The organism is Streptomyces sp. NPDC002324, from assembly GCF_053593335.1.
This window is the reverse complement of the sequence record NZ_JBSFCF010000029.1, coordinates 97,729-118,702: the sequence shown is the minus strand read 5'-3', so window position 1 is coordinate 118,702 and position 20,974 is coordinate 97,729. Positions and strand designations below refer to the sequence as shown.

General features: G+C 60.8%; 23 protein-coding genes. 8 read left to right on the top strand and 15 right to left on the bottom strand.

Going from position 1 to position 20,974, the window contains the following annotated elements; translation table 11 throughout:
• The first annotated feature begins 179 nt into the window (after positions 1–179).
• The 8 genes from ACWCRJ_RS31210 (at position 180) to ACWCRJ_RS31175 (ending at position 5,815) form a co-directional block, all read left to right on the top strand.
• The gene (locus ACWCRJ_RS31210) at positions 180–548 is read left to right on the top strand and encodes a hypothetical protein (protein WP_450942438.1); all 369 of its coding nucleotides are present in this window, start codon (positions 180–182) and stop codon (positions 546–548) included.
• A gap of 834 nt (positions 549–1,382) precedes the next feature.
• Entirely contained in the window at positions 1,383–1,901 is a 519-nt protein-coding gene (locus tag ACWCRJ_RS31205) for a hypothetical protein (protein ID WP_450942437.1), read from the top strand.
• A gap of 350 nt (positions 1,902–2,251) precedes the next feature.
• Entirely contained in the window at positions 2,252–3,688 is a 1,437-nt protein-coding gene (locus tag ACWCRJ_RS31200) for a DUF3987 domain-containing protein (RefSeq protein WP_450942436.1), read from the top strand.
• A gap of 15 nt (positions 3,689–3,703) precedes the next feature.
• Positions 3,704–4,405, top strand: coding sequence for a hypothetical protein (locus ACWCRJ_RS31195; protein WP_450942435.1), 702 nt, complete (start codon positions 3,704–3,706; stop codon positions 4,403–4,405).
• 324 nt (positions 4,406–4,729) lie between these two features.
• Positions 4,730–5,074 (top strand): histone-like nucleoid-structuring protein Lsr2, encoded by a 345-nt coding sequence (locus ACWCRJ_RS31190; RefSeq protein ID WP_450942434.1) that lies wholly within the window; start codon positions 4,730–4,732, stop codon positions 5,072–5,074.
• A 67-nt stretch (positions 5,075–5,141) separates the two neighbouring features.
• Complete coding sequence (locus ACWCRJ_RS31185) at positions 5,142–5,369, top strand: hypothetical protein (RefSeq protein ID WP_450942433.1); 228 nt, start codon at positions 5,142–5,144, stop codon at positions 5,367–5,369.
• Positions 5,366–5,560, top strand: a complete 195-nt coding sequence (locus tag ACWCRJ_RS31180; RefSeq protein WP_450942432.1) for a hypothetical protein — start codon at positions 5,366–5,368, stop codon at positions 5,558–5,560. Before ACWCRJ_RS31185 ends, ACWCRJ_RS31180 begins: the two co-directional genes overlap by 4 nt.
• Before the next feature lie 93 nt (positions 5,561–5,653).
• Entirely contained in the window at positions 5,654–5,815 is a 162-nt protein-coding gene (locus ACWCRJ_RS31175) for a hypothetical protein (protein ID WP_450942431.1), read from the top strand.
• A 191-nt stretch (positions 5,816–6,006) separates the two neighbouring features.
• Here the strand turns inward: ACWCRJ_RS31175 and ACWCRJ_RS31170 are convergent, their stop codons facing one another.
• From ACWCRJ_RS31170 to ACWCRJ_RS31100, 15 genes are all read right to left on the bottom strand, one after another.
• Entirely contained in the window at positions 6,007–6,240 is a 234-nt protein-coding gene (locus tag ACWCRJ_RS31170; protein ID WP_450942430.1) for a hypothetical protein, read from the bottom strand.
• A 10-nt stretch (positions 6,241–6,250) separates the two neighbouring features.
• On the bottom strand, positions 6,251–7,162 hold the full coding sequence (locus ACWCRJ_RS31165; RefSeq protein WP_450942429.1) for a peptidoglycan-binding protein: 912 nt from the start codon (positions 7,160–7,162) through the stop codon (positions 6,251–6,253).
• Entirely contained in the window at positions 7,155–7,448 is a 294-nt protein-coding gene (locus ACWCRJ_RS31160) for a hypothetical protein (protein ID WP_450942428.1), read from the bottom strand. The genes ACWCRJ_RS31165 and ACWCRJ_RS31160 overlap by 8 nt, the downstream gene beginning before the upstream one ends.
• 70 nt (positions 7,449–7,518) lie before the next feature.
• Positions 7,519–9,672: a glycosyl hydrolase family 28-related protein gene (locus ACWCRJ_RS31155; protein WP_450942427.1), complete on the bottom strand. Its 2,154-nt coding sequence runs from the start codon at positions 9,670–9,672 to the stop codon at positions 7,519–7,521.
• Positions 9,673–9,917: 245 nt separating this feature from the next.
• On the bottom strand, positions 9,918–10,985 hold the full coding sequence (locus ACWCRJ_RS31150; protein ID WP_450942426.1) for a hypothetical protein: 1,068 nt from the start codon (positions 10,983–10,985) through the stop codon (positions 9,918–9,920).
• Between the two features lie 6 nt (positions 10,986–10,991).
• Positions 10,992–12,224 (bottom strand): siphovirus ReqiPepy6 Gp37-like family protein, encoded by a 1,233-nt coding sequence (locus tag ACWCRJ_RS31145; RefSeq protein ID WP_450942425.1) that lies wholly within the window; start codon positions 12,222–12,224, stop codon positions 10,992–10,994.
• A gap of 26 nt (positions 12,225–12,250) precedes the next feature.
• Positions 12,251–13,156 carry a phage tail domain-containing protein gene (locus tag ACWCRJ_RS31140; RefSeq protein ID WP_450942424.1) on the bottom strand — a complete coding sequence of 302 codons (906 nt, stop codon included), beginning with the start codon at positions 13,154–13,156 and terminating at the stop codon, positions 12,251–12,253.
• 102 nt (positions 13,157–13,258) lie between these two features.
• Positions 13,259–17,899 (bottom strand): transglycosylase SLT domain-containing protein, encoded by a 4,641-nt coding sequence (locus ACWCRJ_RS31135; RefSeq protein ID WP_450942423.1) that lies wholly within the window; start codon positions 17,897–17,899, stop codon positions 13,259–13,261.
• Positions 17,900–17,907: 8 nt separating this feature from the next.
• The gene (locus ACWCRJ_RS31130) at positions 17,908–18,147 is read right to left on the bottom strand and encodes a hypothetical protein (RefSeq protein WP_450942422.1); all 240 of its coding nucleotides are present in this window, start codon (positions 18,145–18,147) and stop codon (positions 17,908–17,910) included.
• A 173-nt stretch (positions 18,148–18,320) separates the two neighbouring features.
• Complete coding sequence (locus tag ACWCRJ_RS31125) at positions 18,321–18,626, bottom strand: hypothetical protein (protein ID WP_450942421.1); 306 nt, start codon at positions 18,624–18,626, stop codon at positions 18,321–18,323.
• 69 nt (positions 18,627–18,695) lie between these two features.
• On the bottom strand, positions 18,696–19,286 hold the full coding sequence (locus ACWCRJ_RS31120) for a phage tail tube protein (RefSeq protein WP_450942420.1): 591 nt from the start codon (positions 19,284–19,286) through the stop codon (positions 18,696–18,698).
• A gap of 56 nt (positions 19,287–19,342) precedes the next feature.
• Positions 19,343–19,729, bottom strand: coding sequence for a hypothetical protein (locus tag ACWCRJ_RS31115; protein WP_450942419.1), 387 nt, complete (start codon positions 19,727–19,729; stop codon positions 19,343–19,345).
• Positions 19,726–20,088, bottom strand: coding sequence for a hypothetical protein (locus tag ACWCRJ_RS31110; RefSeq protein ID WP_450942418.1), 363 nt, complete (start codon positions 20,086–20,088; stop codon positions 19,726–19,728). The genes ACWCRJ_RS31115 and ACWCRJ_RS31110 overlap by 4 nt, the downstream gene beginning before the upstream one ends.
• Positions 20,085–20,402 carry a hypothetical protein gene (locus ACWCRJ_RS31105; RefSeq protein ID WP_450942417.1) on the bottom strand — a complete coding sequence of 106 codons (318 nt, stop codon included), beginning with the start codon at positions 20,400–20,402 and terminating at the stop codon, positions 20,085–20,087. Before ACWCRJ_RS31105 ends, ACWCRJ_RS31110 begins: the two co-directional genes overlap by 4 nt.
• Positions 20,395–20,967 carry a phage gp6-like head-tail connector protein gene (locus ACWCRJ_RS31100; protein WP_450942416.1) on the bottom strand — a complete coding sequence of 191 codons (573 nt, stop codon included), beginning with the start codon at positions 20,965–20,967 and terminating at the stop codon, positions 20,395–20,397. Before ACWCRJ_RS31100 ends, ACWCRJ_RS31105 begins: the two co-directional genes overlap by 8 nt.
• Between the last annotated feature and the right edge of the window lie 7 nt (positions 20,968–20,974).

Here is a 20,974-nt window from a genome sequence, read left to right as displayed (position 1 = left end):
AAAGGAAAGCGAATGGTGCCGATGACATGCGGAGCGTGTGACGGGGTGGTTCTGGTCACCGTAAAGCAGTGGAGGGAAGAGAACACGGTTCGCTGCCCGCACTGCCCTGATGGTGGCGTTGACCTCGTTCATGCACGACGCCACGCGGACGACATTTAACCGAGAAAGGAACACGCGCAATGTCTGATAAGACCCCGGAGGCCCCGGCAATTTCCCCCGTGCTCAAGCAGGGGGCCAACAAGCGCAACCGTGATGCCGCTAAGAAGGCGGTTGCGGTGGCGCTCTACAACGGATGGACGCTCATAGGTCCGTACAACGGAAGTGACACCCGGTCGCACTGGAGGTGTGAGCTGAAGGGGCCGAAGTGCGTGGTCATTGAGAAGTTCTACAGCCACATTCGGGGCCGTAAGAAGGGGGACGGCACAGTCGTTCCGAGCCCCCGCCACAAGGATTGCATTCCGTCCGATCAGCGTGAGGCCGCTCTGACGGCATGGCGTAAGCGAAACGGCCTGACCAAGGAATGGGCGGAGCTTCACGAAGTTCTGTAGCCGGTGAGCTTGAGGCACGGCGGACAAGGACACTCCTCCGTGCCTCTTACTCGACGACTAACGGAAGGGACGCAATGGAGTTCTCGCACACTGCGGTGGGCCTGGATTCGATCGGAGCTGTAAGGGTGGACATCCTTTGGACACCCGGAAAGGAGGGAGTTGAAGTGAACGTACGGGACGCTGACTCACTCGTCTCGTACGGCAATTGGCAGGCGCCGAGACTGGCAGTCATGCCGCACGCGCCGGACGCTGACACGTTGCATTCTGTCGTGCGATCCATGCTGAGGTCCGTCAACCAGCCCCCTTATTGGGTGGGGTTCGCTTACCGGTTGGCTCTGCGTAACGGGCTCAACTGGGTGCCGGAAAAGTTGGCGTAGGAAAGGGGGAGGCATGAGAAAGCCTCAGTTCATAGTCGGTGATCGGGTCTCTCACTTCCGCGAGCCCGGCAACGTCGGCAAGGTCATCGGCCTGGAAAAGCGTGGCCTGTGGGGGTGGCGTTACTGGGTCTACTGGGTGCGGTGGAGGGGCGGCGTTGCCCCCGTCCCGCTGTCCCGTGGCCTCTGGCACGTCCACCTGACCGACGCTCAGCAAATCCGCGGTGGCCTCCATGAGCGGGTCTAACCGGTGGAGCGTGGACGTGGTGGACGCTCGCGCTCGCGCCAGGACAGCAGCCGGCAACCCGGACCCATGCGCGCGTATGGCTGCCTTCCTGGACCTCTGCGGGGAGCTGGGTGAGACAGCCATTGCCTACGCCTGCCCAGTGATGGCCGCTCGCGCCCTGGTGGGCGAGGCCGCTCGTGCATTCGTAGACGAGAGAAGAAAGGTGCGTGTCTAGTGGAGTTCGAAACTCTGCAACAGCTCATAGGGCTCAGCAGTCACCGAGTCGTCTTCCTGGTGCAGTACGCGAAGGAGGACACAGATAAGTGGGAGTTCGTCACGGTCTCGGAGCATCCGGCGGAATTCGGTATGTGGCTGAGTGAGAACAAGGCCAGATACGAGGCAGCGGAGGCCCAAGCGCGGGCGTCCCTCGCGAAGATTGAGGGGGAACACAGGAATACGCGCATCGTGGAGTTCTCCGCCCGCGTGGTGGAGGAGCGTGATTGCGCGCCCATCAGAATCCACGTTGACGAATTCGAGCCGGGTAAGGCGCTTGTCACCCTCCCGAACGGTGGTGCCCGGATAGGGAAGCAGGGCAGCACGTTTTGGATCGACTGTACGGAGTGGGATGAGGCGGAAACCCTCCCCCTCCCGGTTCGAGGGGGGTTTGCCTCGCAGAAGGATGCGGCTACTTGGCTTGCCCGCGAAATGGGTCACAAGGGCCTGCTCGACATCCGGGAAGAGAAGGAGTTCTGACGAGTGAGGCGGGGACACGACCGTTTCGGCAACCCGGTTTCACCGGGTGATCGTGCCGAGTTGTTCCGCGTAGTCAATGGGGATACGGGCGGGGATGCCCTCGGGTGGAGAAACGGAACTCCGGGAGTCGTGCGGAAGATAGACGGGGCGGGTCGGGTGCTGATCGAGCTTGACGAGCGCTCTCGCTACCCACCTCCGCACGATATCCAGCGGGAATGGTCCGATCCCACGGTACTCGTGAAGCGCTGAGCTGCTTTGGTGAGGGCTGGAGTAAGGACACGTCCAGCCCGATCCATGGACGCTCACACGCTCAGTGTGGACGTGCAGTGACAACAAAAGAAAGGTAGGTAATGGACGAGAAGGCGCGTTATGAGCCGATGGCTTACGGGCCCATCGGGGCAGCCGTGAAGGCTGCCATGACTCACACCGAGGCCGACCCCCTTGGGGTTCACGCTGCGGTACTGGCGCTCTACTCCGCTGCCATCAATGGCAAGGTAATCCAGCCGGACGGGCGCCCTGTGGTGGTCTGGACGGCCCTTGCTGGTCGCTCGATGGTCGGTCGAAAGGGGTTCGCCCTTTCGACCGCTGAGGCGATCCTGAGGGACGCAATCGGGGATTGGCTTGCGCTCCGCCGGCAGGGTGGCATTTCGTCGGGCCCTTCCCTGGTGCAGACCCTTTGGGAGACCGAACAGGACTCGCTGACCTCTGAGGGTGGATTGGATGGCCGAACCTTGGTCATTGACGAAGAGTGGCCCACCACTCTCCAACTGACCAAGCGATGCCCCAAGTATTCCGGGGTGCTGCGTACATCGTGGGACGGCAAGCGGATTTCCAACGTCACCAAGAAGGACGGGAAGCGTGTGGAGATCACGGTTCACGAGCCTTCGCTTGGCTTCCACGTCCACATTCAGCCCGCGCTCTGGTCCAAGTACATCAGCCCCACTGAGGCTCAGGGAGGCTCGTACAACCGCATCCTTCCTGTGATGGTCGAGCGCTCCAAGCGCTTGCGACGGAGGGACTACAAGACGGGTAACCCGCTGGACGAAGTCAAGGTCAGCGGCTCCCTTCGTGCGGCCTACGAGTGGGCATGTAAGGAACCGCGTCAGATGTCGCTGAGTGACGCGTCCGCCGACCGGTACGACGACATCACGGCGGAATACGAGGACGCTCTAGAGGAACTGCCCGAGGACGTGTCTTGCTTCATCGAGCGCTCTGGGGAACAGGTTATGCGTGTCGCCTGTGTCCTCACGGCTGCCGAGCGAAAGACCGTGATCACGGTCAAGGCTCTGGAAGCGGCAAAGGCGTTCGTGGATTACTCCATAGCCTCTGTGAAGCAACTCATCTCGCAGAGCAACGTGGTTAAGTCGCGAACGATTCAGCCTCTCGACGCGAAGATCCGTCAGAAGCTCGAATCGTACGGCGGGGAGATGACGAGCACACAGCTATACCGTGCGCTCTCCTCTCGGTACTCGGCTGCACAAATCCTCAACACGGCCGATGACATGGCAGACGTTGAGGTCGTGGAGCAGCGGCAGAACCGTCCGGGAGCAAATCCGGTGATCTTCCGGTTGGTACCAGTCATGCCGGAACCTGAGCCCGAGGCGGAGCCCGAGCCCGCGAACCCTGCCCCGAGGCGTCGGGCGCCTGCCCGTAAGGCCACTGCCAAGAAGGCTGCGGCTCCCGCCAAGAAGGCCGCTGCGGCTCAGCCGCCGGCACCACGGCGGAAGGCCGTCCGTAAGGCGGTACCCGCTAAGAAGACGGCCCAGCCCGTTCCGGCTGGGAACTAAGGAGAGGAACAGATCATGTCCGTAAGTGACCTCAGGAAGATGCTCGCCAAGGTCGAGGCAGGCGACTACGTGACCGCCTTCGGGAAGGACACCCGAGGGCACGAGGTGACCAGGGAAGGCACGCTGTTGGCCGCTCCCAAGGAGATGAAGGCGACCCACAACGGGGTCAAGGTCGACGCGGTTCGTGTGTGTGTCGGAGAGAGGGGCACCGACCCCGCCACACGTCAGACGTGGACCACGCTCATCCCCGATCACGGGACCATCCGCCCCGCTGAGCCCCCGAAGCCGGGCGAGTGGATTCATGGTGAGATCAGGAACATCCCCGCTGTGCGGTCCGCCAGGCTCGACGTCAACGCGCGTCTCTTCTTCGGCGGGAAGGGGGGGAAGCGGTCGGCTGAGCCGAAGGACGACGGAACCCTTGCCGAGATCAGTTACGCGGGAGCTGGGAGGTATGAGGTCAAGGCCGTTGAGTCGGGTGAGGTCATCTTCACGGGCTCGCTTCAGTCTCAGGTCTGGTGGTCGAACGCTCCGGAGGAGGACGAGCACCAGGACCAGGAGCCCGAGGCCGACGAGGACGGCCAGGAGCAGAGCGACAACGAGCGCCAGGACGTGACCGAGCTGGGCCACGGGATGCCCGTTCACCACGTGGAGACGGGCAAACTCGTTGGGTTCTGGACCCCGGAGAAGTTCACCCCCATTGAAGACGTAAGGGAGTAGGGGCGTGGACACTATGAACGGAAGTACCGGTGACACGAAACCGGTCAGTACCTCCGTCATCGCAGCCCCCTCCACGATGCCGCAGGCTCGCCCTGCAACTCGTCGCGCAGTGCAGGGACGTTACGCGCATCTCTGCCGTAAGTGGCGTGCGGGCGAGTGGAGAGACTGAAACCGAGTTGAGTAAGGGGGGTGAACGTGGCAGCCTCCCCGTGACAGTTCAGCGGCATGTGGCGCTGGAAGTAGTGAGAGGTTTTCGTGTAGGGACACCACGAAAACCAACCCCCCACGGACGTAAATCAACACGAAGTACAGGAGACACAGCACATGGCTCAGAAGGTTCAGGTTCTCCTCCTCGACGACCTCACCGGGGGAGACGCCGACGAGACCGTGACGTTCGCGCTGGACGGCAAGACATATGAGATCGACCTGAACGACAAGAACGCAGCCAAGCTCAGGAAGTTCCTGGCGCCGTACGCCGAGGCGGGACGCAAGGTGAAGGGCACGGCTTCCGCCGGCAGCCGCGGTAAGGCCCCCAAGCCGGTTCGCTCCGAGAGTGAGCCGTCTGCTGAGACCTACCGCAAGTGGGCCGCGTCCAACGGTTTCACGGTGAGCAACCGGGGCCGCGTGCCCCAGTCCATCAAGGACGCGTACGCAGCGGCCAACAAGTAACCAACAGCACCACCAGCAGGCGGCCCATCCCTTCCGGGGGGTGGGCCGCTTCTCGTTTGGAGAAACAATGGCTGACTACGGCAAGGCTTACGCAGCCATCTTGCTTGAGATGGTCCAGGAGCTTGAAAGTTCAAAACGACTGGGCCGACATCCGAAGCGCATAGCCAATGCCCGTATCGGGGCTTGGCGGCAGTCGCTCATTCTCATACTTCGCAGCGAACACGGGATGAGCGAGGAAGAAGCCGAAGCGGTTGTGTTGGAGAGTGTGAAGCCTTGGAGGGAGAGCGCAGAGTGAGCGAGTACACGACGGCTGAACTGCTGGAGGAGGGCGAGGAGATCGACGCGGGAGACCCCACGGAAGAGCCCTTGATCCTCACTGTGTCCTCCGTCGACGTGGAGGACAAGGAAGTTCTGATCTGGACGAGGGAGCTGGCCTTCCCGCTCAAGTCCAGTCCGGGGGAGCAGGTGACCTATGCCAGCGTGTAAGTGCGGGGCGCCGAGCTACATGGCCCACCTCAACAGGGTCAGTCAGGACGGCTACCCTGGCCACGCATACCGAGGCTTCGTGTGGGGAGCGCAGTGACGATCTTCAGAATCCAGTGGACCGAGGACGGCCAGGAGCGCGAGACAGCCGTCACGGACGACGTGACGCGTGCGCAGGAGTGCGTGACCGAGCTGGAGGCGCGCGAGGGCGTGACCAACGTCCGCAGAGTGCCGGTGAAGCCAGGGGAGGGAGCATGAGCGGACTGAGGCAGGGAGCCGCAGTCATTTACCTGGGCACCGACGATCGGGTACTCAGCCCGAGTGTCTGGACCGACGACTTCCCCGTCCTGGACTGAGCCAAAAAGAAAAAGGCCCCCTCCCGACTGGGAGGGGGCCTTTTTTGTTTCTCTCTACCCCAGGTGCACCCCTGCACCTAGTTCATGGGCGGGCTACTCGCCCGACTCCCCGCGAATCTCAGCCTCGAATGGGCTGTCCTCGTACAGGGCCCTGAGGGTCTTGGTGTCCTCGTACGAGGCCGCAACGACACCGACACCGAGCAGACCCGCAGAAGCGGCAACAAGTGCCTCCCACGGGATGGTTGGCCATACCAGGACGAGCGCCGGCACCAGGGCCGCGAGGACGGAGTAGACCCGAACGCCGTGCTTGGAAACGAATTCCTTCATAGGTTCCCCCTTAGTTGAAAAGCATCTTCCAAGTGAGCGGACCGGGGTAACCGTCTGCATCACTCTTCAGTTCCTTGTGGGCAAGCTGGAATGCCTTCACGGCAGCACGGTCAACAGCAGTCCACTGAGGGCCTGGGCCCTGCTTGTAGAACTTGCCGTAACCCTTCTTGACGAGCTGCTTCCCGAGCATGGTCACGTACTGGTTCTTGGCGCCAGCACGGAAGTAGTAGCGACCAGGGAAAGCCGGAATCGTAATCTTCGGCGGGGTAGGGGGATTTGCAGGGTTCGAAGGCTTGGACGGCTTGGACCCGCCAGGCTTGCCCTTGGAAATGGTCGCCTTAATGTCCTTCCGGACAGCGTCCATGTCCATCATCTTCCCAGGGGCATAACCGGGGTCCCACTTCCCAGGGCTGCCCCACTCGCCGTGACCAATGACGCTGTTCTCGCTCCAATTGTGGAAGTCGCAGACAGCCGCAGCCAGGAGGCGAAGGGTCTCGTACTGGGCATCGGACATCTTGTGAGAGCCCGAGTACCAGATTTCCACGCCATAGAAGCGAGCGTTTCCATCAGTGTTGCTCTCGTCGTCCTGAGGAATGGGCTTGTCCTTGATAACGGCATCAAGAACGTCGTCATCTCCAGCACCCGCGTGATTCGCGCGGCCCCAGCCGACAAGGTGAATAGTGCCGTCCTGGGCCAAACCGAACTGGCAGAGAGGGCCTGGAAGGCCAGTGATGCCCGCGTACAGAAGCTCTCGCTGATCCTTCGCGTCAGAGCCCGTGTGGTGCACCATCAGGCCGTGCACGGGCCCCCACTTGCCCATGTGGTTACGGTTGTGGGTCTTCCAATCCTTGTACTCCTTGAACGGAATACCAAACTTCTTGAGCTGCGCAACAATCTGCGCTGGAGTCATGGGGTTAGCCATCAGCATCCTCCGTGAGGTTCGTTGCAAGCCGAATAGCGGCAAGGCGGGTGGGGTCGAGAGAGGTGAGGAGCGCGACGAGACGAGCGTTATCCCGCTCGATATGGGTCAGTCGCTCCTTGATTTCCTTGAGGTCGTTTTCTAGGCGCTCAGCGCGGGCCTTCTGGGCTTCCGCCTCTTCCTTCCAGACCCGTGCTGTATTCGTACGGAAGGCGGCGAGAATGACGGCCAGGGCGGCAGCGATAGCCGCACACGTACCGCCGAGGGCATAAATCTGTGATGGGCTCACGCGAACCCCTTTCCGGGCATACAAAAGGGCCCCTAAGTGGGGCCCTCGTGCAGTCGTGCAGTGGCGGGGGTTAGGCGATAGCAGCCCAACGAGCAGACGCGTTTACATTGGCAGCGCTGAGGTTGACGCTTGCAGGCAGCGACGTGAGACCCGTGCTGTAGTCCAGGAACCGGCCCGCGTTAATGGCAAGTCCGACGTTGAGCGCGGAGCCCGAGGCGCCTCCCCCTCGCATGAAGGACGGAGGTGTGGAGCCATTCGTGAGGACTCCCACGTAATACGTTCCGGCTGCCAGACTTTTGGGTGCAATCGAAACGTTCTTGGTGCCTGTCGAGTTGAATACCGCGCTCTGATCCGCGCTCTCGGAAACCTTGGTCCCGTTCGCGTCGTACAGACCCACGAGGCTTTGACCGGCTGTAAGGCCCGCTCCGCCCGAAGTCACCGTGACGTAAACCGAGTTGACGGTTGCGGCAGAGCGAAGAACTACCTTGCTCAGGTAGAGGACTCCGGACGTATTGACTGTGCCAGTGCTCCCGCACGTTGCCGGGTCCTGAGTCCATGCCTTCAGGTTGTGTTCATGGGCCTGCCAATCCAGGCTTGTCAGATTCGCGAGACTGACCACTCGGCCCGAGGCGTCGCGAGTCTTGAGAACGCCACCCTCCGAGTACAGGAGGATGCCATTGGTCGGGTTGGTGCTTGGGATCGTGTCCGCGTTCTTGAGGGCGATAACAGGGCCTGCGGACCCACCAAGACCAGGGCCAGCAGTGCCGACCGTCAGAGGGCCAGCGATGACACCAGACTTCGCCTGGATGGGCCCGAGCTGGGCCAGGAGCGAATTGCGATCCTCGGCAAAGTTGTTGCCGGCGACCGTGGAGACGTTGACGCCAATCACGATCCGCTCGTTGGTGCCGTCGTCGTAGAGGCCCTGAGTCGCGCCGTGGAGGTAGGCGCCATCGAGGAGCACGTCACGTGCTCCAGAGAGCCGCACGCCGTACTGAGGGCTGGTGTTGGCCGTGCTCTGGTCGTCGGTGCCGACGTAGCAGCCGAGCCCGGTGACGATGACGGGGGCCCGGTTGGACAGGGCGAGGCCCGCGTAGCCTCCACCACCAGGACCACCGTTCCGCCCGTCACGGCGGGTGCTCAGGGCATTGATGATGAAGGGGCCGTTGCCCGTGGCATCGATGCGGACGCCATCCCAGCCGTTTCGGTCGGTCGAGCACGCCGACATGGTCATGGAGCCCGAGCCAGGCCAGTTACCCCACGCACCCGTGAAGTAGAAGCCGTAACCACCGCACCACTCAGCACGGCAAGCCTCAATGATCGTGTTCGCGGAGTTCACCAAGCGGAATCCGGAAGCGAAACACCCAATGACCTGAACATCAATCAGGGAAAGGTCGGTCTGTCGCTCGAAAGAGATTCCGTTCGCCTGGCAATTGTCCACGATCACAGAGTGAAGGCGCCAGGAGTAGGGCCACTCGTCCCCGGCGTTGCTGCCCGTGATGATGCCGTTGTTCGGCATCTTGCGAATGCAGACGTCTCGCATTACGACGTTTTGGACATTGCCCTTGGAATAGATGCCGTCCAGGCTCCCTGTTGTCACCTTGGAGCCGTCGAGCATCAGATTCAAAATGCGCTGTTCGCCATTGATCGCCGGATGCGTGCCGTCAGCCTCACCAATAATCTGAATCATGGCGCCACTCGTCATCGACTGAGCAGCCTGGATATAGCAAGGAAAGTCCTCGTTGACCATCCCAGGGCCGACCATGAGGTTCGAGTGGGAACCCATGAGGGTGACACCCCTCGGAAGGTCGAGAGGAGCGGAGATCAGGTAAATGCCCTTGGGGAAGTAGACGACTCCGCCGATGCCGGCTGCGTTGATCGCTGCCTGAATGGCCGTGGTGTCGTCGGCCGATCCGTCGCCCTCTGCGCCGAAGGCGTCGGCCCGGACGTTGAGCCAGTCGACCATCTGAGGAGACCGAGCCCCGGTTGGAAGCTGGCTCTCGGGTACGAGCCCGAGGGCGTCAAGGGTTGCCAGGCCGTTTGCGGCCCCCCTCTGCGCTGCCAGCTCAGCAAGCGCAGCAGCCTTGCTGCCGTGCGGGTCATCTGCCTGCACGTGAGCGCTGAACCGATCGCCAACGTCCGTGGCGAGCATGGCTATTCGCGGTCCGCCGAAGTCGGCGTACAGCCGCTCAGCCCCTCCGTCAGGGCCGTAGAAGGAGGGGATCATGCCGTCTTCGTCGGCAACGAGCTGGGTGATAGGGGCGCCACTCAGGTCCGTGAGGTCAGTGATCTGGGACGCCCCTTCAGAGGAGCCGTCCCACAGGGTCCCTGTCGCCCCCGGTACACGAGCACCGGAAACGTCCTCAGCTACGTCAGCCGCAGTGCCACCGAACAGAAGTCGAGCCATAAAGAATCCCCCTGAAAACAAGAAAGCCCCCAAACGGGGGCTGTGCTGGTAGTTCTGTGCGGTGGTTAAACGGCCGCGGCCTCGTAGACGCCGGATATGGTCAGGAATCCCTTTCGCGGGAAGTACGAGATGCCGTCAAGTCCCCATCCCGGCTTGTAGTCCGGGTTCGGGATGTAGAGGAACATGGTGGATGTGCTTGCCCCCCGGTTTGTCTTCGCGGTGATATCCACGAAGTTCGGAAGGTTCGGAGAGGCACCAGTTCCGTTGTTGTCCATATGCCCTTGGAAGACCTGACCAGTAGCGCCGTTAGCTGGTACGGGCAAGGTCACGCCGTAGGTCCAGTTATCGCCTGTCACCTTGAGGTCGGACGTTGATGTACTGGCGATGTAGACCGAGAACCAGACCATATTGGGGGCGATCCAGCGCCAACGACCAGTACGAGTAGCCGGGTTGCCGATGTTCACCATGCTGGGGGTGTAGGTCTTCGACTTCCCGAAGTGGCGAGTAACGACATACCCGTCTCGGCCGTTGAATGCCTCGAACTGGGTGTCACCGCCGTTGTTGTCCATGTCGTAAACGAACGCTCCCCGAGGCAGCAGGGCCGCACTCGGCTGGGCATTCCAGGGGAAAGCGACGCGTGAAGGCATGTTGAAGGGCATACGGCCACTGATAGTGATAGAGGCATTGTTGGCCGCTGCGTCGACCTCGTAAAGAGGCATTTCCCAGAGCCCTCCAGCCTGCCGGCGGGGAGTCGGGGCAACGGGCGTTGCCGCAGCCGTACCAGTCACAATGGCGAGGTTCACAGCCGACTTGGCCATGTCCGCCTGAAGAACGATCAGGTCCTTGCGCGGCTTGGTGGTGCTGTTGTTGGGGATCGTCACCGACTGCTGAGCAGTGAGGCTGTAGTAGAAGCCCCCAACCCAAGCCTTGCCGGGGGAAATCTGTACTGTACGACCGTTCACAATCGTTGCGTTGAACGGCAGTGAGGTATTGCCATAGGTGCTGGCAGTGAGCTGGAAATCAACTCGGTCTCCACCCCACATGTTCGCCATCACTTGCCACTGGGCCTGAGAGACGATCTGTGATCCACCGTTGGCGTTGGCCTCGTTGAACGGGTAACTGATCTCAGCCACGGGTCATCACATCCTTGACTCAAGGCGGCGTAGCTTCCGCTGCATTTCATAAACGGTCTTGTAGAGGTTGAGCGGGTCACCCGTCCCCTGCTGGCCGATCTTCGGGGAAACGTCCTGAACATTGCCCCCGTCATCAACGGACACAACGACCTCGCGCACGATGTCGGAATACTCAGTGCCGTCAACGGCAACGGTCACCTTGTCGCCCACGAAATAGTGCTTTCCGAAAGCGCAGTCGGCAGTGTCGATCGGGTAAATCTGGAAGTTGCCATTTTGCTCGCCCTCGGTCAGGGCGTCAGTTGCGGCTTCTTCGAGAGCCGTCTTGGCTGCCTCAACGTCGTCAGCCGTCATAGTGGCATCAGACTTCACAGGGTTACCCGTGGCCTTATCCACCTTGAGCTGAATGTCTCGGCGGTCTAGGAAAGCCTCGGCCTGAATTCCCCACTCAGACTCAGATGCGGAGTCCACTTTTTGGTAGTAGTACCGATCAAGGCTCTCGCCGGCACAGCCGACGATGACCCGAGTGACCTTGGGGGCACTCAGAGTCCAAATGTATTCCCGCAGATTCCCCAGCTCGGGGGAGAATCGGACTTCCTTGGACCGGTCACGAGGCGAGAAGATGTCGAGATCAATCTTTTGAGTGTTGGCGTTGTAGAGGAAGCGGTAGCCAAAGTTTCGCTTCTCGTACCATTCCTCAATCTTTGATCCGATGGACTCGAAACGGAGCGAGTCAACGAGCGAGGCCCAAGGCACCGTTAGCGGGTTGGTCGGCCTCGTCCCAAAGTTCACGCCATTGATCTGGCGGTCTGCTAGGGCTGCTGAGCCGAAGGCTTTGTGAAGCTCATCCCAGATGGCATCGGGCGCGTACGTGGTCCGTACAAAGCGACTCGGCAAACGGGCCTCGTACTGCTTGCCAACGGCCTTAGCAGGGTCCGGGAAAGCCAGCCGCCTATACGCAAGCGTGTTGTGGCACTTCCCTGCAATGTAGAGGCTTCCTGGCCCAGTGTGCTGGAGCTTGGTCCAATACTTCTGGAAGGTCTCGACCTGACCCGACAAGAGCGGCTTGGAAACACCATCCTGCCAAATGGCGATGCCTCCGCCCTTCTCGATGAGCTGAGACTGAGGCGTGCCGTCCTTGATTAGGAGCTGCCAAGCGCCTTCTTGGCAGAGCCTTACTGTGAAGTCGAGCGAGAGCCATTCATCAATCTCGCCGATGCGCTTCAAGTTCTTGTCGAACACCTCAACTCGGTAGCCCAAGAGTCCCCCTATACGAAAGATGCGTACCGGGGCTGGAAGGTGAGGACGACTGCCGCCTTGCCTGATCCGGTTACTACAGAAACGGTTGCGTGGGTGTCGCCAGGCTCGACCGACCAGAACATTGGGTTGGTGCCGAGCTTGGACCAGTAATTGACGCTTAGATCGTCCTTCACGGTCTTCTTGCCAGGTCGTGTATCGATCGTGAGAACTCGGCCCGAGGCCACGAGATCGGAGCCATCAGAGGGTGGAGAAGCCTTAACGGTTTCCCCGTCCGGGCTCGTGAGCGTGAATGACTTGATTGGGCCATAGAGCTTCCACACAGGCCAAGCCTCTATATCGCCAGGGTTCGAGATGATGAGGCTTTCACCAGGGCCGCCCATGACACCATCGCTGATACGCATGGGAAAGAAGGCCGCGGTGCTACTCAGAAGGGGGGCACCAACGCCGAAGTCCCAACGTATGGACTCCGAACGATCCTGGTAAAACCAGGGGTCCATTGCCGTAAAGGTGAGCCCGTACTTAGCCCAGGTGAACCCGGCTGCGTCGGTTGCCTCGGAACCCTCCATACCGCCCTTGTAATAGGCAGTGAGCTGACGAGTTCGGTTGTTCCCCTCAGTGAACTTGAGGAGGCAGTAACCGCGCTTGGGGTTAAGTGCCTGAAACAGCTTGCGCTTGAGCTGATTCACTGTCTGGCGATCAACGCCGTGGAGATAGACAGGGATCATGATCTCTCGCGCAGCAGCGCGAGCAGACCGGTAGATAGATCCGTCAAGGTTCGGGGAGTCGTCAGAGAAGAGACCGAATGGCGGCATATCCAAGCCCGTAGCTCCGGGCTGCATAAGGATTGATGGCCACTCACGGCCGTTGAACAGGGTCAGGGGGATTTCCTCCCCCTGACCGTTGTTCCCGACCACAGTAACGCTCGTCCGACCCCACTTGACCGGTGCCGGCGGAGCAGGCGTAATGACTACTGGCGCCGCCGGTCTGGCCCGTACCGGAATTGGCATGGAGCCTCCTTACAGGGTCGTGTAAAGGGCCTCCGCAGTTCTAAGAGCCCTCAGCACGGCCTGAGGCGTCGGCTCGGTGCGAGCCTCATGCACGTGGATTTCGTACTTCTTGCCGTTGAGAATCCCTTCGGTCTCCTCGTTGTCGAACACCCGCTCACCGCCGCCGAAGGCGACCAACTCACGGCCCTTCTCACCCACCATGGCGAGCCCTGGAGAAGCGGAAAGGGTGCCAGTTGCGTATCCGGTGTTTCCGGCAAGCATCGACTGCCAACGGGACCCGTAGCGATTCCTCGCGTAGTTGAGACCCGCGTAGATGTTGGCAAGAGGGTTGACCGACGTTCCGTAGAGGAAGGGGCCGGTCTTCTTGAACATCCCGGCATACGCCGCGAAGGTCGGGCCGATAACCTGCATAAGGCCAACGGACGGATGTCCCGCCTTCCAGTTGCTATCCCACTTATTGACGATGTTGGGATTACCACCGGACTCCATGCCGATTCGGTAAAGAACCGTAGGAAGTGCAGTAGCAGGAAGGTTGAGCATCGAAAGTGCCTGAGCAGCAACAGGAGCCCACTTCTGAGCCCCGGAACCCTTGCCCGGAGAAGCCATGTCGGCTCCGAAGTCAGGGACCTTAGCGTCAATCTTGGCGCCCTTGTCGAAATCGAACAGGCCCTTTGTGTTCGGCATGGCCTCCTGAGCATTGGCCATGAAGCCGTCAAAGACTCGACCTGCATAAGCAAGTGGTGCGTCCTTGACTTCCCTCACCGTGTCGACCATCCCAATCAGGTTGTTGTACGACCCGGAAACGATGTCTCCGATGTCCTCGAACAGCCCGGTGAATGTGTCGATCGGATTGGTTACGGTGTCCCAGATTGACCCTAGGGAATCCGTTACGCCGCCCGCCAAATTTTCCCAAACCTTGCTCAGGGTCTCCATCGAGAAGACGTGGCCCATGTACTTCTGACCACGATCGACAATGTTTCCACTGCCCTTCCAAACGTCGGACCAGAAGTAATCGCCAATCACGGGATTCAGGGCGCCGCCGAGAATTCCGGCGATCTGGCCTATACCTGAGGGGACCTTCTTGAGGAGCGAGTAAACGTCCTCGGTCATCCAGTCGTACATGCCCTTGAACTTGCTGGCACCTACGGCGCCACCGATGCCGGCGGAGTGGTCACCAGTCCGCAGAATTCCGCCCTGAACGCTTCCGCCGAGCGGGTCAGAAGACCCGTCCATCTTCATCGTCTTGAGCATCGACTGACCCACGGGCCAAATGTTCTGAAGCTCGATCAGTTCCTTGATCTGGTCAAGGTCGAACTTCCCTCCACCACCGCTACCACGAGCGTGACGGCTGATCTTTCCTCGGATAGCGAGAGCGTTCCAAGAATTGATCGTGTCAGAGCCGATAGCCTGAGTGACCTCAGGGCGAAGAACGGCCTCACCCGGCGACAGAATCGCCGGAATGTTGTCCACCCACGGGGCATAGCCCGGCATGACGCCGTACATCGAGACATCCGCCGGAGTGGCGATACCGCCACGAGCGTTGCCCTTGCCCTTCTTCGAACCACCAGAGGAACCGCCAGGAGCCCGCTTGGAGATGTTCCCGAGAGACGTGTCAAGGCCCTCGGCCTGGTCCTTGGCGTCCTTGAGTTCCTTTTCGAGATCCTTGACCTTGCTGGTGATGTCCTTCAGAGAACGGCCATTGAGCAGGCCGACACGACCCGCGAGCGAGCCCGCACCCGTGCCCTGACCCACCTTCTTGTAAGCGTCGTCCGCACCAGCAGTGAGCTTCTTGAACTCGCCGATGATGTCCGTCAGCCGACGCTTGTTGAGGTTCGCAGTACGGCCAGACGTAGACGACGACATGCCGCCATCACCGATCTGGTCCGCTGCCCTCTTGGCAGCGTCGCGAAGGTCGTTGATAGAGCTGGTGACTCCGTCGACCTTCTTGCCGTTCAGGTTGCCGACACGGGTGTTGTCGCTGGTGATCTGCTTGCCAGCGTCCTCCGCGGCCGTCTTGAGCCGAGAGAACTCCATGGTGACCGCGTTGAGGTTCTGGCCGTCGAGCGCGGTCACGTCGTTCTTGACCTTGCCCAGCTCCGAGACAGTGTCTCGGGCAGCCTTCTGCACCTTCTCTACTTCCTGCCGAAGCTGGTCAAGAGAAGTGGTGTTGGTCTGCTGAGCCTGAGTCTGGACGGAGTTCACGGCCTGGGCCGCTTGGCTGGCAGCACCCTGGACCGAGCCCGCTCCGCCGGCAAGGGCGGCACGGATCTGCCGCATACTCTCTCGGTCCGTCTCACGGAGCTGGTCACGCAACTCGTTCGCCGCATCACGTGCTTCCCTGATCTGGTCCTCAAGCTCACGCATACGCCGCTGTCCGTCAGCCTCACGGGAGTCACGGCCCATGAAGCCGTCCAGGATGCGCCTACCGGTCGTGCGGCTGTCTCCGTCGCGGTTGGTCGTCCGCTGCTGTCGGTAGGCGTCACGGCCTGCCTGACGGACCTCACGACGCGAACCGCCGTTGTCCCTGGCCTCGTTACGAGCGTCCCGAGCTGCACGCCGCTGACTGCGGATGTCCCGCTGACCCTCGAACGTGCGGACACCAGCTCGTGTCAGAGCGGCAGCAGGAGCGAAGGCACGGCCAACGAGCCCGACCGCCTTACCGATGACCTTGGACAGGAGTCCTACGGCCAGGATCAGGGGACCCCACTTGAGCAGGAACTCAGTGATCGGCCCTGCCAGTTCTCCTAGCCCAGACTCCTCAATCCAGGTGGCAGCACGGTCAATGGTGCTGATGAAAGTCTCGACACCGTCAAGGAAGAGTCCAAGGAAGTCATCGACCTTCGGCCCCCACTTCTCCGCAAGGGCCTGGACCTGATCCAGGATGCCGCCCTTACCAGCGATCTGGTTACCAAGCTCCGTGTACTGGTACTGACCGCCCTTGCCTTCCTCGACAAAGAGGTTGCCGAGTTCGAACGAAGCCCTTTCCTTCATCTGCTGGATACGGCCGGTGATTGTCTCGCTCGTCATCTTGGCCGCATAGCCCTTGGAGCCATCGCCCTTCTGAGTGCCCCCGTACTTCTCTGGGTTCCAGAAGTTGAGCATGGAATCCATGATTTGCTTACCGGTAACGCCTCCACCATCCTTGGCAGGCGTACCGATCACCTTCCACATTTCCGTGGAGTTCTTGAATCCAAGGAGCTGAGCAAGCTCAGCGGCAGGCATACCGGACGCGGCAGCAAGCTGCTTGACGTTCTTTGTTGGCGCCCGGTCCATATCCATGATCATGTCCATCGCGTACATAGCGCGCTGGAATTGCTGAGGGTTGAGGTTACCCGCTCGGGCCATCGAGTCACCGATAGCCATAATCAAGTCAGTGGTCTTACCAGCAGCCTGGTTGGCCGCACCTGTACGCGTAGCCGCGTTCGTGCTAAACCAACCCTTGTCAGTACCAGCAACCGAGCGAATCAGCTTCATCTGATACTCGTGCATGACATCGATCGAGAATGGCGTGTCAATCGCGTAGTTCTGGATTGCAGCCATCTGAGCCGCAGACACAGACTTAGAGACACCCGCAGAACTAAGACCGAGCTGACCGAGAAGACGCTTATCCGCATTCTCGACACCAATAGCCGTTAGTGCCGCGCCGGCACCAGCCAGCGGAACAAGGAAGCGGGTACTCAGGATGTTCGCGGCCTCGTTGATGGACATACCGACCTGGTCAAACCAGGTGCCCATACGACGCAGAGCCGTTCCAGTCTTGGTGAAGTAAGACTGAGTGGTCGTGTTGGTGGTGTTGATGTCCCGGTTGATATCCCGGATCTGGTCGCGAAGCTGAGTCATGTTCCGCTGGTGGGCGGTAATGCCATCCTGAAGCGTTGCACGCTGAGCAGCAGCCTGCTCCCGAAGAGACGCCACGATTGCAGAAGTAGCGGAACGCTGCTGCTGAATCTGGGCCTGAAGGTGCATCCGCTGATTCGCGGTCTGCTGCTGCATCTGAGTGCGATGCATAGCCGTCTGCTGCTGCATCTGCGCTACCTGAATACGCGTGGCCTCGCGCATCTCAGTCACCTGGACGCGGTTAGCCTCACGGAGAGCCTGAATACGCAGACGCTCTTGAGTCTGCTCAAACCGGGTCTTCTCACGCTCAATACGAGCGTGCTCGGTCTGAGTAGCCTTGAGGGCACGTCGCCGGTCCTTCTCAAGCCTCTCAGCCGCAGCAAGCCTCTGCCTGGCTGCCTGCTCCTCCAGACGCACAGTGTCACGGAGGGCATTCTTCGTTTCCTGTGAAGCCTTCTTGAGGGCCTTTGACTTCTTCTGCTCAAGCTCACGGAAGGCACGGAAACGGGCTGCCGCTTCCTCGCCGTACTCCTTGGTGATCTGCCGCTCAATGCGAGCAAGATCCTTGGCAGAGTCCTTCTTGGCCTTCTTCGTCTTCTCGTTGGCCTTCTTGGCCTGCTTCTCAACCTCAGCCGGCAGTGCCTCAAGACCCTTCTTGGCCCCGGCGGAAATGTCCTTAGCAGCCTTGGCCCCGAGCTTCTGCATCTCCGAAGAGACCTGTGACCGCAGTTCCTTGATGTCCTTCTCAAGAACCTTCGGAATGATCTCGATGTATCCCGTACCGACCTTGATTGGGCCGCGTCCTTCAGCCATGGAACCCCCTAGGCGCTGTTCAGCCGCCCAAAGAAGCTGTTGAGTTCCTGCGCATCGCTGAACTCGGGCTGTCGGTCGGGCTGCGGCTCCGGGTCACCGGGCCGTGGAATCGGTGGAGGAAGCTCAAGGTCTGTCGCGTCGGATTCATCGACGTTCGCCTTGAGGAAGAGGTAGTTCGAAAGCTCAAGCGCGTCAGAAATGCGCGCGAGCATGTAATCCTGCTCAGGCCACTTGGCTCGTTCGTCCATAGCCATAAGCAGAGTTGAGCGTCCGGGTTTGCTCATCAGAGAGTGAATGAGAACTCCGATACGCCGAAGAGAAAGCCGTCCGTGCCACAGGTCCAGTAGGTCAACACTGAAGAACTCCAAGAGGTCTGCCTCTAGTTCGTCAGGGAACTCCTGAATGACACGGACGACTGCCATCAGTTTCCCGAGTCGTCGTCACGCCCCTGTGCCTCAGACATCCGCTTGGCGAACTCGCTGAAGTCCTCGATGTCCGGGCGGGTCGCGAGATATGCGGCCCACTGGTCCTCGCCAAGGATGAGCTGAGTAGCAACCAGCTCGTCATCAGTCATCAGAACCTCAAGAGGGAACTTCCTCGGGTGAGGAATCTTGAACGTGAGGCCGCGGTGCTCGAATGTGGCAAAAGTCTTCTTGGCTTCAGCAGCCGCAGCAGCGACCTTCTTGGTGCCGTTCTTCTTGGGGCCAGACTTCTTCTGAGTGGACATTGGGTAACTCCTTGGGTGGGGTAAGAGAGAGTGCCGGGGGCGTAACCCCGCCCCGGCTCAGGGGACTACTTACGGGCCTTCAACGATGTCGTCGTTGGTGAGGACGTAACCGAGCTTGCCGGCGGAGTCCAGCGCCTCAATGGTCAGCTCGAACTTGCCGTTCTCAGTACGGCTGAGCTGGATAGCGCCTCGGTCCGAAATCATCGCGCGAGGGATAACCACGCGGTTCTTGATGGCGCCCTGGTTCCAGTCCACTACGAGGCTTATTTCCTTCAGCTCAGGAGTGGACGTGAGGTCGAGCTTGAAGACACCCGTACCAACGGGGGTCGGGTCTTCCGACATGATCTCGACCCACTCAGCACCCCAGAACAGCTCAGTCGTAACCTCGTTGGTCTCCTGAAGGGTTGCCTTCACGGAGAACGAAGCCGAAGTCACGTTGTAGAGAACTGCGGTAGCCGACTGCCACGCATTCACGGGCTGAGTCTCGATAGCGGGCGTCAGAGTGACCCCGCCCTCGTCGACGTAGCCGAGTGCCTTGTAGCCAGTAGGCGGGGTGTCGCCAGTGCCAAGAGTCACAGGCACCGTAAGGCTCTCGTTGGCAGGAGCCACGTAGATGGAACCGTTCGGCGCGAACCGAATCTTCTTAGCGTCATTGGCCATGGGGCCTCCTGAGGGCATAAAAAAGCCCCCAACGGGGGGCCTACAGAGGTTGGGGGTTAGACGGCGGTGTAGAAGACCGCTACTTGTCCGCAGTAAACGTGCTCGCGGGAGGAGTCGTCAGGGTCGTACTTCGGAGAATCGATCTCCTCAACGTCCAGGACGAGAGCACCGCCAACGGCAGTGTCAGGAAGCTCCTCTAGAAACCTCTCGCGTACGAGAAGGACGAGATCGACGGCTTCCTTGCGGTCCATCGAGTAAGCGGCGTACTCCACGTCAATCCGGTCCATGCGGTCCCGCACAACACGGAATCCGCCCATGTGCTCTAGGTACACGGCGGTCTCGCCGGTGACGTGGTTGGTGAGGTCACCCAGTACCGAGCCGTCAGGTATCTCCGGGACGGATTCGAGATAGGTGACCAGGAACTCTATGGGGTCAATCCTCATTCCACCCTCATCTTCAGAAGGGCGCCCTTGAGGTACCTACGGCCCTTGACCCTTCGGCCTCGGGGACTGGTGAACCCACGCTCTTGCAGCATCGCGTGACGAACCTTGGGGTCGTCCTCGATCACGACGTTGCCGAACCAGCCTTGGCGGTCGAGCTGCACATACGCCTCAAGGTTCTTCTTGATCGCGTTCCAAGGCAGAGCACTGTGACCACGCCTTGGAGCATCGGTAATGGCCCTGCGCAGCAGCTCACCAGTGCGCTTGGCTACCAGCTCCTTCACGTCCGGCAGGGACAGCACTTCACGCTGCCAGTTCCGGTGAAGAACAAGCCGGGTACGGACGCTCTTGGGCTCGGTCATCTCACGGCCCTCCAGATGGAGAGCTTCAGGTGCCGGCGGGACGTGTAGCCCCACCGCTCAGGCTCCCCGTCCACCTCGTACATGTGGCCGTTGAGGCTCACTCGATCTCCGGAAGAGACAGCAGCCGAGTAGGGGAGGAACGCGGTAAGCCGTTCCTGAGACTGGTCACGTGCTGGGGAGTAGGACTCATATGCCTTGTCCGGCTGGACACTGGCGAGCCCTTCCCAGACCTTCACGGCCTGGTCCCAGTCGGGACGACTGGTGTACGCGTTCTTGAGCTTGGGCGCCCGCCAGACCTCAACAGGGTCAGTCATAGACAGCACGGGGCCCCCTCAGGTCGAGGACGGGGCCCTCCTTGCGGAGCGTCAGGGTGCCAATGCCCCGGCGCCACCGCCCTTGGCGGAGGCTGGTCCTGGTGGCGGTTGAGAGCGTCTGCGCCGAGCTGGCACCCGTGAACGTCACCTCGACCTCACCGACTCGCTCACTCTCCACACCAGGGGAGAGCGCAAGCCAGCGGATCACCTCTGAACAGGCAATGGCCTTGAGTGAAGCGGGAGACACCTCGTAGCCCCATGAGGCCGTGAGGGTCACCGCGGATTCGCCCCACCCAACCGCACGGGTCAGCTGACGGCCGTTGAAGGTGTAGTCACTGACCGCCTGGCCGTCCTGGTGGACAGCCGACACGGTGAGGAAGGACTGATACCGGGCGGGGACGTAGAGGACACAGCCACCCTCCGGGTAGAGGGTGATGCTCTGGCCGCTCCGCCTGTCCATGTCGCGACCGCAGTAGTCCTCAATGAGGCCCGTCACGTCAGCCAGGAAGGCCGACACACGGTCTGTTTCATCTGCGGCGATGGGCCGCCCAATACGGGCGGCCACATCGTCA

Bases quoted from the DNA above. Each gene is read 5' to 3' on its own strand.
- ACWCRJ_RS31170 (WP_450942430.1), bottom strand. From the start codon at position 6,240: ATGAAGGAATTCGTTTCCAAGCACGGCGTTCGGGTCTACTCCGTCCTC.
- ACWCRJ_RS31210 (WP_450942438.1), top strand. From the start codon at position 180: ATGTCTGATAAGACCCCGGAGGCCCCGGCAATTTCCCCCGTGCTCAAG.
- ACWCRJ_RS31155 (WP_450942427.1), bottom strand. From the start codon at position 9,672: ATGATCCCCTCCTTCTACGGCCCTGACGGAGGGGCTGAGCGGCTGTAC.
- ACWCRJ_RS31195 (WP_450942435.1), top strand. From the start codon at position 3,704: ATGTCCGTAAGTGACCTCAGGAAGATGCTCGCCAAGGTCGAGGCAGGC.
- ACWCRJ_RS31105 (WP_450942417.1), bottom strand. From the start codon at position 20,402: ATGACTGACCCTGTTGAGGTCTGGCGGGCGCCCAAGCTCAAGAACGCG.
- ACWCRJ_RS31185 (WP_450942433.1), top strand. From the start codon at position 5,142: ATGGCTGACTACGGCAAGGCTTACGCAGCCATCTTGCTTGAGATGGTC.
- ACWCRJ_RS31120 (WP_450942420.1), bottom strand. From the start codon at position 19,286: ATGGCCAATGACGCTAAGAAGATTCGGTTCGCGCCGAACGGTTCCATC.
- ACWCRJ_RS31110 (WP_450942418.1), bottom strand. From the start codon at position 20,088: ATGACCGAGCCCAAGAGCGTCCGTACCCGGCTTGTTCTTCACCGGAAC.
- ACWCRJ_RS31115 (WP_450942419.1), bottom strand. From the start codon at position 19,729: ATGAGGATTGACCCCATAGAGTTCCTGGTCACCTATCTCGAATCCGTC.
- ACWCRJ_RS31165 (WP_450942429.1), bottom strand. From the start codon at position 7,162: ATGGCTAACCCCATGACTCCAGCGCAGATTGTTGCGCAGCTCAAGAAG.
- ACWCRJ_RS31135 (WP_450942423.1), bottom strand. From the start codon at position 17,899: ATGGCTGAAGGACGCGGCCCAATCAAGGTCGGTACGGGATACATCGAG.
- ACWCRJ_RS31125 (WP_450942421.1), bottom strand. From the start codon at position 18,626: ATGTCCACTCAGAAGAAGTCTGGCCCCAAGAAGAACGGCACCAAGAAG.
- ACWCRJ_RS31200 (WP_450942436.1), top strand. From the start codon at position 2,252: ATGGACGAGAAGGCGCGTTATGAGCCGATGGCTTACGGGCCCATCGGG.
- ACWCRJ_RS31190 (WP_450942434.1), top strand. From the start codon at position 4,730: ATGGCTCAGAAGGTTCAGGTTCTCCTCCTCGACGACCTCACCGGGGGA.
- ACWCRJ_RS31130 (WP_450942422.1), bottom strand. From the start codon at position 18,147: ATGGACGAACGAGCCAAGTGGCCTGAGCAGGATTACATGCTCGCGCGC.